General features: G+C 47.0%; 14 protein-coding genes. 3 read left to right on the top strand and 11 right to left on the bottom strand.

Annotated elements, in window-relative coordinates; genetic code table 11:
* The coding region (locus PHP87_RS08530; protein WP_366942910.1) for a spore photoproduct lyase family protein at positions 1-317 on the top strand (317 nt) is incomplete at its 5' end.
* Between the two features lie 99 nt (positions 318-416).
* Here the strand turns inward: PHP87_RS08530 and PHP87_RS08525 are convergent.
* Positions 417-875 carry a type II toxin-antitoxin system VapC family toxin gene (locus PHP87_RS08525; protein WP_299920365.1) on the bottom strand — a complete coding sequence of 153 codons (459 nt, stop codon included), beginning with the start codon at positions 873-875 and terminating at the stop codon, positions 417-419.
* On the bottom strand, positions 868-1,161 hold the full coding sequence (locus PHP87_RS08520) for a type II toxin-antitoxin system Phd/YefM family antitoxin (RefSeq protein ID WP_299920363.1): 294 nt from the start codon (positions 1,159-1,161) through the stop codon (positions 868-870). Before PHP87_RS08520 ends, PHP87_RS08525 begins: the two co-directional genes overlap by 8 nt.
* Before the next feature lie 175 nt (positions 1,162-1,336).
* Here PHP87_RS08520 and PHP87_RS08515 point away from each other — a divergent pair, with 175 nt between their 5' ends.
* Positions 1,337-1,543, top strand: a complete 207-nt coding sequence (locus tag PHP87_RS08515) for a hypothetical protein (RefSeq protein ID WP_299920361.1) — start codon at positions 1,337-1,339, stop codon at positions 1,541-1,543.
* Between the two features lie 18 nt (positions 1,544-1,561).
* Here the strand turns inward: PHP87_RS08515 and PHP87_RS08510 are convergent, their stop codons facing one another.
* The 4 genes from PHP87_RS08510 to PHP87_RS08495 form a co-directional block, all read right to left on the bottom strand.
* Positions 1,562-1,825 (bottom strand): DUF3343 domain-containing protein, encoded by a 264-nt coding sequence (locus tag PHP87_RS08510; RefSeq protein WP_299920360.1) that lies wholly within the window; start codon positions 1,823-1,825, stop codon positions 1,562-1,564.
* Positions 1,826-1,834: 9 nt separating this feature from the next.
* Positions 1,835-3,109, bottom strand: coding sequence for a double-cubane-cluster-containing anaerobic reductase (locus tag PHP87_RS08505; RefSeq protein ID WP_299920358.1), 1,275 nt, complete (start codon positions 3,107-3,109; stop codon positions 1,835-1,837).
* A gap of 130 nt (positions 3,110-3,239) precedes the next feature.
* On the bottom strand, positions 3,240-4,007 hold the full coding sequence (locus tag PHP87_RS08500; protein WP_299920356.1) for an acyl-CoA dehydratase activase: 768 nt from the start codon (positions 4,005-4,007) through the stop codon (positions 3,240-3,242).
* A 156-nt stretch (positions 4,008-4,163) separates the two neighbouring features.
* Entirely contained in the window at positions 4,164-5,312 is a 1,149-nt protein-coding gene (locus tag PHP87_RS08495; protein ID WP_299920354.1) for a double-cubane-cluster-containing anaerobic reductase, read from the bottom strand.
* Positions 5,313-5,439: 127 nt separating this feature from the next.
* On the opposite strand from PHP87_RS08495, the gene PHP87_RS08490 reads away from it, so the two are divergent.
* On the top strand, positions 5,440-5,934 hold the full coding sequence (locus PHP87_RS08490; protein WP_299920352.1) for a hypothetical protein: 495 nt from the start codon (positions 5,440-5,442) through the stop codon (positions 5,932-5,934).
* Positions 5,935-6,053: 119 nt separating this feature from the next.
* Here PHP87_RS08490 and PHP87_RS08485 read toward each other — a convergent pair whose 3' ends face one another.
* The 5 genes from PHP87_RS08485 to PHP87_RS08465 form a co-directional block, all read right to left on the bottom strand.
* Positions 6,054-7,052, bottom strand: a complete 999-nt coding sequence (locus tag PHP87_RS08485) for a mannose-1-phosphate guanylyltransferase (RefSeq protein ID WP_299920350.1) — start codon at positions 7,050-7,052, stop codon at positions 6,054-6,056.
* Positions 7,053-7,188: 136 nt separating this feature from the next.
* A complete protein-coding gene (locus PHP87_RS08480; protein ID WP_299920348.1) occupies positions 7,189-7,773 on the bottom strand; it encodes a hypothetical protein in 585 nt (194 codons plus the stop codon).
* Positions 7,774-7,835: 62 nt separating this feature from the next.
* Complete coding sequence (gene dndB, locus PHP87_RS08475) at positions 7,836-8,903, bottom strand: DNA sulfur modification protein DndB (RefSeq protein ID WP_299920346.1); 1,068 nt, start codon at positions 8,901-8,903, stop codon at positions 7,836-7,838.
* A 249-nt stretch (positions 8,904-9,152) separates the two neighbouring features.
* Positions 9,153-9,635 (bottom strand): hypothetical protein, encoded by a 483-nt coding sequence (locus PHP87_RS08470; protein ID WP_299920345.1) that lies wholly within the window; start codon positions 9,633-9,635, stop codon positions 9,153-9,155.
* 11 nt (positions 9,636-9,646) lie between these two features.
* Positions 9,647-10,594, bottom strand: coding sequence for a ParA family protein (locus PHP87_RS08465; protein WP_299920344.1), 948 nt, complete (start codon positions 10,592-10,594; stop codon positions 9,647-9,649).
* Positions 10,595-10,729: the final 135 nt, after the last annotated feature.

Genomic DNA, 10,729 nt, shown 5'->3' with positions numbered 1-10,729 from the left:
TAGCACCGGTAGTATTGCTGGATAACTGGCAAGAGCTTTATTCGCAGCTCATTGAGCAGTTGGCTGACGAACTGCCGGATAAAATAAAAAAGGAATTGTTCATAGAAATCATCTTTATGACTTACAGTTATATCCACCGGGCTATTAATGCCGAAGCATTTCCTAACGCTGTCAAATTGTATGATAAATCCCTTATGACCGGGCGAGGACGGGGAAAATACTGCTATCGTTCCGATATCCGCTTGCAAGCCGAAGAATGCCTGAAGAAGCTCCTGCAGCAAAAGCTCAATGGTATACCGGTAATATATATAGTATAAGGCGGCCAGAGGAATGCGCTGCAGCGTTTGTTGAGAATGTATTTCCATTATCTGCCGGGCTTCATAGAAAGTCTGTTCAAAAGCAGATTTACCAGGACGTTAGAAAATAATGCAGCTTTGTAATACTTTAACATAACTTTTGTTCTTCACGGAGCTTGCCAGCTTGTTGTCAGCAGTCCAGAACTCGCACTCTTCTCCGTTTTGTTTTGCCATAATTTCCGCTACGGCCAAGTAAGCCGCATCATATAAAGTAGGCAGTTTCTCTTTATCCGCTATCTGCCAGGCTGCCCGCATAACAGAAACGTCATTTATGAAGGTAATAACCCCGAAGCTATTAAAAGCTTCCCAGGCAACCTCGGCCTGTTTCGGGTTTATTAACCTTCTACTTACCTTTTTTCTTAAGACACTCCCCACTTCAGCCCAGGCAAAGTCAGGCAAAACAACAGTCATCCTCTCATTAATTACCCTCTCCATCAAGGTAACCGCCTTGTCGCTATCCTCTTCATTAACCAGAACTTTTATCAAAACGCTGCTGTCAAGGCATATATAGCTACTCACTCCGCTCCTCCCCCTCCCGCAATCGTCTGATCAATGGAGTGGAATCTGGCTGGGGCTTCATTTCACCCCTTAATTTGGCCAATCGCTGAAGAGTGTCTTTCGCTTTTTCTGTTTTTTCGTAGCTCTCCACCTTTTTTGCTTTTGCTTGTAGTTCTTCAAAAACTTTAGCTTCTATGATGTAGGCTACAGGTTTTGATCTCTTCAACAAAACTATGGGTTCCTTTGTTTCAATGACTTGAGTAATTATTTTACTGATATTTTGTCTTACCTCCGTAACATTAAACATGGCATTTAATCACACTCCTGTTAATAGTCTTACTTTATTATATCATAGAAAAAAATGAGCAGCAAAATTTAACCATTAAAACATTTGGTTTAATTACCTCAGCACAAAGCTGCATCCTTCCGCACTCCTGGACCGCCCCCGGCTTTGCCGATATTCAATTACACTTCTCCCGAGTTTGACAGTTGGGATAAAAGAAAAACCAAATGCAGGCCAAAGACGCGAGCAAAACCCCAATATCAAAGATGAACTAAGACTGCGACTCATTTTCCCCGATGGACAGGAAGTAAGATATCGGGTACCGGTAATGAAATACTGGGAATACGACAAAAAAGAAATCATAGAGCAAAAAGCCTGGACCCGTTGCCTGATCCAGGCTTTTTGATGACTTCTTTCTAATTAATTAGCATCCCTTAAATTTCCAATTCTTTTTGGCCGTCAGGGCTATTATTCCTTCTATACAAACATGTTTCTCATTTATTATCTGCTTGATCATGTCGAGCTCATCTTCAGCCACAATCAGCGATATCCCGCAGCTTTTGCTGGCCGCACGTGGGGTTGGCGAAATCGTGTTTTCTATTCCCCGTTCTTTTAGAATATGATTTAAGCGCAAGCCTTCATTATGATTGGGAAAAAGGATGTAGTGTTTATATTCAGATACCGCCAATTATAAAACCTACTTCCCCAGCATCTCCAGGAATGCTTCCACTCGAGTCCGCAATTGTTCAAAATCCTGCTCACTGTAATCGGTCTCGATATGCAACAGCGGAATCCCCTGCGCATCCAGTGCCTGTTTGATTAGGTAGCTTTCGGTGGAATAGAGTCCGCAGAACTGCAGATTATAGTCAATTACTCCATCAGCTTTGTAGTCGCGGACTAGCCGGATTATATCGTCTATTCTGCCCGGATTGGGGGTAAAACAGGCGCAGTTGGTTTTCATATAACGCTCGGCCAGTGCTCTTACCTGCGCATCAAGGGTGGTTGCACTTTCATCGACCAGATTCTCAAAATAGCGGGTTCCGGTGCAGAGTTCTTCCACAACCACAACGGCTCCGGCCGTCTCTACAATATGATGCAGCTTCCAGTTGGGAATGGCCATCGGGGTACCGGTAATCAATATGCGCTTGGCATTTTCCGGAAATACCCCGTCCTTTCGGGCAATACGCTCCTCCAGTTCGTCACAGAGCTTGTTGACCATCTGCGCATTGCGCGTCGGGTCATCATAGAAAGCAATCTGGGTAACCAAGAGGGCATCCTTGCCGCTAATGGGAACCAGTGCCGCCTTGCGCGTAGCATAAAGCCGCTGCAGGGCTTTCCGTTTGTTGTTTATCAGCTTGATGCTCTCGCCCAGCACTTGGGCGGTAACCTTGTTGCCGGTGAAATCTTCCACTACTTTTATAAACTCCTTGATTTCTTCCGCAAATCCATCAATATCCTTGGCCCGCTTCATCTGGGGAATATCGATAATATGCATCGGCACATCACTGGCCAGGATTTCCCAGGCTTTCTTCTTCCCATCACAGGTGGTTTCCCCCACATACATGTCAGCAATGCGGAAAAACGGGCAGGTCTTGTCCAAACGCGCTCCAACTGAAGCTTTTATCAAGGGGCAGGTATTGGTCGGCAGGACTTTTTCCCCGCCCGGCACCCAAAACTGCGAGCCGCCGCATAGCCCGGTGGAAATAGCCCCGGCAGCAAATATTACCTCATCGGGAACGTAAACGCAAAAAGTTCCAAATACCTTGCCGCCCTTTTGCTGATGTTCAATCAGCTCAGCCGGGCGGACCCCATGGATTTCCGCTACCACAAAATCAAAAAAGTCCATGCCTTGCGGGCGGTTTTCCTGGCTCAGGTAAATGCCCCCGAAAGCGTCCGGCAGGGCCTCACACAGGAGGTCGTGTTTTTCCAGATCCATCTCCAGATCAGTCCACATTTGACGATAATCAGCCATTATTCAATTCCCTCCCCAATATAAATTTGTTGTCATTGCAAAGAGATATAAACTTTGTATATTTATGCAACCCTCATGCAACAAAAGGAGTTTTTGCAGTGGAGTCAAATTTTTAATTTTGGATTTAAATTTATGACAAATAATCACGGGCCAGCAATGCTGCGCCCAGGGCTCCCGCCAGCTGGCACTCCGCAGGCACTATTATTTCCGCACCCAGTACCTCCCGCAGGCAGCTACACAGTCCTTCGTTCCGGGCTACTCCTCCGGTAAAAGTGATGCGCGCTGCTTTTCCCATACGTTGGGCCATGCTGGCAATACGACGGGCAATCGACTGGTGCAGCCCGGCTACGATCTCTCCTTTGTCACGGCCAGCGGCCAGCAGTCCGATTACCTCCGATTCGGCAAAAACCGCGCACATGCTATTCAATGTCAAGGGTGTCTTCCCTCTCGATAATTCAGACAACTCGGCAACATCAAGCCCCAGAGCGGCAGCGATCATCTGCAGGAAGCGACCGGTTCCGGCCGCACATTTGTCATTCATAACAAAGTCCAGCACCTTCCCCTTCTGGTCAATCTTGATAATTTTGCTGTCCTGCCCGCCGATGTCTATCACCATGGTGCTGTCATTAACCAGATGGGCAGCTCCACGCGCATGGCAGGTAATCTCAGTAATGGCTTTGCTGACAAAAGGCAGCGAAATCCGGCCATAGCCAGTACCCACCACAAAGTCGACATCATCCTCGCTATGCCCGAGCTCCTGAAGTAATCCCTGGTAGGTCGCAAGTCCGGTTTCCCGAGGGCTCCACCCCGTAGGTGCCATTTTATAAGTTATTTTCTCCGGAGTGAGGACCGCGACCTTGGTCGATATCGAACCCACATCTACACCGGCTACGATCATAATATTCCTCCATCGTCTGTTATCCGTATTTCATCTTTCAATCCATGCCACCGAATTCCGAAAAGCCCCTGCCATTTTATTATGGGGGACACCTCCCTCCACCCTTCGGGTACGCGGCGGGGACATTCCTCCGCAGAGGTGTGTCCCCCTACCTTATTAGATCATTTCCAGAAAGGCCTCTATTCTGACCCTTAAAGTTTCCCGGTCAGAATTGGAATAATCCGTTTCGATCTGGATGAACGGCAAACCCAGCTTGTTTTTGACCAGCTCAGACACATTGAAGGATTCCACATTAAACGTGTGGCAGGCCTGCCAGGTAAGGTCTATGACCCCATCAATTTGAAAATCCTTGATCATCTGCTCCAATAAGGCCAGTCGCCCCGGGTTGGGTGTCATAACCGAGCAGGGAATACTGAGGTATTTCTCGGCCAGGATCATCAAGGGATCGCGCTGGTCGTTCTCGTCCACCATAAACTGGGTACAGGTGTAACCGCTGCAGTTCTGCATAGCTACTACCAATCCTCCGCACTCCTCCACCAGCGAAACGATTTTCTCACTGCCCATTCCCACCGGCGTGCCGGTGAGCAGGATGCGGGGCGTTTTCTCATCACCCACCTGATGCCCTTGCGCTGCCATTTCTTTAACCTGAGCAATCAATCGCTCCATCATGACAACGCCTTCTTTGTGATCCGCATTGAACCCCACCTGGAAGGTCGTCATCAACAAATCCATCCCGGATATCAGAGCCGGCTTGTTCCGGTTTAAATCCAACAACTCCTTGCGCACCCGCAATTCTTCATTGGTTTGATGAATGGCCTCGCGCAACGCTTCTTCGCTTATCTCCACTGCAAAACTTTCCTCAATGACCTTTTGCAAACGCTGTAGTTCATCATGCCATAATTTTAGTGATGATTCGCGATCCGGAATCTGCGGCAGATTCATTACATGCACGGGTTTAATCTTGCCCAGCAATTCAAACATCTTTTTCTTGCCGTCACAGGTCGTCTCACCAATAATCAAATCTGAAAAGTGAAAATAGGGGCAGGTATCGGTGGCCGCAAAGCCATATGACGATTTGATCAATGGGCACAAATTGCGGGGCAAATCCTTCTCCGCTGCCGCAATCGGCTCTTCCCGGGTACCGCACAAACCTACCGGAATAGCACCCGCCGCCAGCACCAGCTCGCGCGGACAGTATCCGCAGTAAATCCCGGCTACTTTTACGCCTCTTTCCTTGGCTTCCTTAAATGTAAGCATATTTTTGTCCCGTATCTCTTGAAATGATTCCAATAATGCCGGTCTCAACCTCACTTCCCCTTTCCTTTTGCTATGCCTGCACAAGCTTTTAGCATAGCATCTCTCGTCCCCCACTCGACTGAATATCCTTGTTAACTGCGCTTTATTGGATAGGCTTTTATTATAACTATATATTATGTATAATATTATACTCTTTACGTTTTATGATGACAATACCCGCCATCCGACAGTATTACTTCCAACGATCAATAAGAAAGCTCCCGCTAAGGTTAGCGGAAGCGCCTTAAGTAAGAACTTAATATCATCTACGTCACGGGAACTAATTCAGAAAGCCCAGCAGATAGTGGAAAACATATCCCGGGAAACAGTAAGGCTGTTTCAAGCTAAGGAAATAGACGGAGAAGACCTGCACAAAATACTCCTGGCTAACGCAGAACTCTTCAGATACTTAAACAGCCGGTATGTAAAAGATGAAAAGCTGAATGAGGAAGTGCTGAGCATGGCCAAAACTCTGTATGATCCGGTTGTAGAGGCAAGAGGAAAGATCAAAGGTAAGCGGGAAATAGCCAGAAAATTACTCCAAAAGAAAATGAGCATTGATGAAATAAAGGAAATAACCGATCTCAGTGACAAGGAAATAGAAAAGATTAAAAGGCAGATGGAGAATTAAGTTGCAACCCTTATCATTGGCAATTCTTCGCGACAATGAAATACAGATATACCTGGGTAAGAAAAACCGGGTGCTCTTTGCCCCCGGTATTCAAATAAGTACGGGGATAAGACCCGGACTTATCCCTTTAACATATCCAGCAAATTCTTTATATCCTGCGAGCGGCTGCGGGGACAAACTAAAATAGCATCATCCGTTTCCACCGCCACCATATCCTCCAGCCCAAAAAGCACCAGCTTTTTCTCTCTACTCCGGCCCAGGCATCCCCTACATTCAATCGCCACCGCTGTCCCGCTCATAGCATTGCCATCGTCATCCTGTTCCAGCACCGCCGCCAGAGCATCCCAACTGCCGATATCATTCCAGCCAAAGCTGCCCTCTACAACCGCCATCTGCTGGCATTTTTCCGCTATGGCATAGTCGATAGAGATATTAGGAAAAGTAGGGTAGGCCTCCCGGTAAGCATCCTGGCCCTGCAATATGTAAGAATATACACCCGGCATAAGTTCCTGCATCAAGCTGCGCCAGGTTTTGGCCGTAGCCAGAAATATGCCCGCATTCCAATAAAAATTCCCGTTCTGTAAATATCCCCGAGCCGTAGATGCATCCGGTTTTTCATGAAAAGCCTTCACCACATAAGCTCCGCTATCCAGCTCCATTTCCCCGGCCCGCTCAATATAGCCGTAACCAGTCTCCGCATAAGCAGGAACAATCCCCACTGTAACCAGGTATCCCTGCCGGGCCAGTCCCGCTGCTACTTCTAAAACACGGCGGAACTCCACATCATTTTCTATATGATGATCCGCCGGGAAGATACCTAACACCTCGTCACCAGCATTCTCCATGCCTGCCAGCACCAGCCCCACCGCCGGAGCCGTATTTCTGCCCATCGGTTCAGTTAGCAAGCCCGCCTGCCAGGCAGCCACTTCCCGTTCCAGCATATCCCGCTGACTTTCTCCGGCCACTACCAGCAGTGAACCCAACGGTTGCAAACGCTGCAGGGTCATAGCCAGCAAACTCCCCCTCCCTAAAAAATCACAGAGCTGTTTAGGATGCTCTTCCGTACTCTCCGGCCATAAACGCAAACCCTGACCACCCGCTAAAACAACTGATATCAATTCCTTCCCCTCCATTATTTCCCTTTGTTTGTCCTATAGCCTTGACTCCATAAATCAGGACCGGGTCTCCACCGAGTCTGAGGGTGGGGCCTTTCCCCGGACTTATTGCTTATTCCCGATTTATTATAATCCCGACTTATTTTAAGCTATATTCAATCCGCTTAAGCTGCTCAAGAATCTCTACCAAAGCAGCCGCTAGTACCCGGGTTGCTTCTTTAACTTGTTCCTCCCTGACATCACCATCACCTTTATCAGGCTGCAAAGCTGACAACAGCGCTTGACCGGTATTCTGGATGCCCAATATGGTAGATTGGGCACTCAGGACCTGCAGCTCTAAACCATTGGCCAAGGGGATCAGACATTCCCTGCTTGTCCCGGCCCGAGGTTGACCCATATAGGACATGTCTAAGTAGCCATAGACAGAATCACCATCCGTAATCGCCTGGCGCATTTTTAAGGGGACAAAGACCCGCCCCTCCCCCAGGTAAAAAGGCAACACCCCTTTGCGGCCTAACTTCTCCCGAAGATTTCGCCGCTGTGCCTTAAGGTCAACCGCATAGGAAGCAGCCAGAGCTTTCACCACCGAGTTAAGTACCCGCCTATCCCTTACTACCCTGCCATCCTTCAATAGAATATCCGTAGCATTACCTATTTCGCTATAAACCGGTCTGATTCCTATTACCTCATCACGCAATTGCTCCACCTTTCCCATATCCACCATACATTCCTCCTCTCATTAGAGCCCATAGCAACTTAAAACTTCAACTCCTCACCACCCGATACTCACCTTACACTGTCCAGTTCCTTTTGTTCAGCAGAGCTGATTCCAAGACCCATTTTCTGACGAATCAGAATAGCACTCAGTTTTACGACCGGCTTGGAATTAACCACCCGGCCATTGGCACTGATGACAACACCCTTCCATTCCGGATTGCTCCTGCGCCAATCGACCTCCTGTAATGCTGACAGATCCATCTGCCAGTCGCTGCGTTCCAGCAGATACGAACCTACCAGTCCCAGAGCCTGAATAATGACCGAATGTGAACAAATGTACTCTTCTCGTACTTCCCAAGTCTTCATTTCTCCATGCCGCGCCATTGCCCAGATAGGCATATTCTTTACTACTTCTGTCCAATAAGCAATGATCGTCTCCTTATCCTCTTCACTAAATTCACGCAGCTTCTTGCGGTTAATCTTCAACAAATATTTATTCGCCTCATAAAGCGAACCCAGGGTAAAAAGCTTTGGACTCTTGCTGGCCAGGGAAACCCGATCCTTGTCGGTAAAAAAACCAAAAATCTCGATTCTCTTCATCATCTCACTGGTAGCCTGAGACAGAGGATCCCGCGCGTCATAGAGTACATTCAAACTCTTGGTCGACTTTTGCGCATAACGATTCAGATCCGCAAACATCTGATTCGCCCGCTCCTGTCCCTCATCCGGATAAATCACCACCGAGATACTCTCCCGGGCCAGCTCCGGATTCTGCTTCATCGCCTCAATAATTCCCGCCCGGCGATGCTGCCCATCATTAATGAAAAAGGACGCATTCATATCCACCTGCAGAGTGCCCACATCAGGATTTCGCTCATCAAAGGGAATAAACTCAATCTCCCCAGCAACTGTTGCCGTTAATGAAGAAAAGAGCCAGTCATCATTATAGAGGATATAATTCGCGATCTCCGGCACCCGCTGCTGGTTCAGTGGTCTCTGAGCCCGTACTTTAGCCGGAACAAACTCTTCATTATATAGAAACAAACGCGGGAGCAGTCCAAACGGAACAATGCCCACGTAATATTCCCTGCTGCACTGATTACCCCGAACCGCAGGCATCGTAAATTTGTATACCATTTCCTACCTCCTTTCCGTTATTCACCAGGTAAGTACTTTATTTGCTATAAGATAGCAAATTTATCCTCTTCTGTCAACACTTTTTATCCGTAATTTTTATAAAAGTATCCGTATTTTTTCATTGGAAAGATATAAAAATAGAAATAGCCCTCTTTCCTCAAAGAAAAAGGGCCGTAATAGTAAATATCTTAAGCTCCAAATATTTATAAATTGCCGGAAACTACTCTTATAGAAAACTCACCCGTTAACTTAGCGTTCCATATGGGGGCGCTGCCCCATTTTGGTATTCAGGTGACGAAAACCATAATGATTGTATATCTGTCCTGCAATTACTGGTTTTCGGGCACTTTTAAGAACACTGATCGACATATGATCCGCAAATGCACAGAGCTCTTTAATCTTATATGTCATTAACAGCTCCTCAGCTTGCTCCCGCTCCAAGCCACGCAGTTGCTCCTCCAGAAGCAAAAAATCCTCTGCACTCTCAAGCTTTCGTTTCTCCTTCTTAACCGCTTTCTTGACTACAGGCTTATTGACTTTGACTATATAATCTTTCTCCATCCCCGGTGCAGCATAACCATCATCCCGCTTCACTTCCTCAGATACACAGCAACGCAGGTAAATATCATCCAGCATATCGCTCACACTGCTCACTTTGCTTCCCTGGTAGTACTGCAGAATTTTCTGCACCCGCGTCACGATTTCCAGGGCTTCCCCCACCATCAATTTCATACTTCTCCCCCTCAAATCCTGCCCAGAAACTCACGCAGGATCTCCATCAAGAGATCACCCTGTTTAAGGGCATTGCCGCTTCTGTCAGCATATACCGGATACCCTTGCTCCGAAGCATTGGGAATCCCATCCCCCCGGGTCAGATAAGGCTCGAACATCAGTTCGTGATAACTATCCTTCAAGCGTTCCCGGATTAGCTTCTGACTCCGCTTCGGCGCCTCCCTGTTCTCCTCCACATTATTGGCTACGATCCCCACCACCTCAATCATAGGATGATCCGGGACTGCCGTAGCAAACTCCGTATTCAGACGATCAATCTCCTTCAAAAGCGATGCTATACCATATGAAGAGAGATGATCCAGTCCCGTAGGAATCAGACAATATTCACTGGCATACAAAGCATTCAGCGTAGTATAGCCTAGATTGGGAGGGCAATCAATAAAGATATAATCATAATCACTACGCACGGATTCCAGGATATCGTTAAGATATTGATACTTATAAATCTCCTTGCTGATTAAGCCGCTCTGAAAACTGGCCCGGCTATTCATCGCGATATTCATATCGAGATAAACCAGTTCCTGGTGGGCCAGCAGCAAATCCATACCCATGAATACTCTATGGTTATCCATGCGCACCTGATTCTTTATTATATATTTATGCATGTCCACCGCAGGAGATTCATTACAAATAAACAACTTGTACAAATCATGAATAGTTGGAAGATGCTGCTTATACACCAAATCCTCATACTTCTCAACATGCAGACAGGAAATGGACAAATTGCACTGGGCATCATTGTCCACAAATAAGATTCGGGGCATCTTTTCCGAACCCAGATACTCCAGCCGCTCTTCCTTGCTAAGCATATGCAGTCCCGTACCCAGATGGTGGGTCATTGTGGTCTTTCCCACGCCACCTTTCCAATTCATCACAGTAATAACTTTCGCTCCGCCCATAAAAAATTACCCCTCTTCCGCATTATTTGGGGTAATTATAGCATATTCTGCTTATATTTGACATAAATATCAAGGATTATATATGAAAACAAGTATCCCCATGTCTCTTTTAACATCACTTATTATCACAATTAT

The organism is Syntrophomonas sp. (assembly GCF_028707975.1).
In the GTDB taxonomy this organism is placed as follows: Bacteria; Bacillota; Syntrophomonadia; order Syntrophomonadales; family Syntrophomonadaceae; genus Syntrophomonas.
This window is presented reverse-complemented; position numbering and strand designations above follow the sequence as displayed.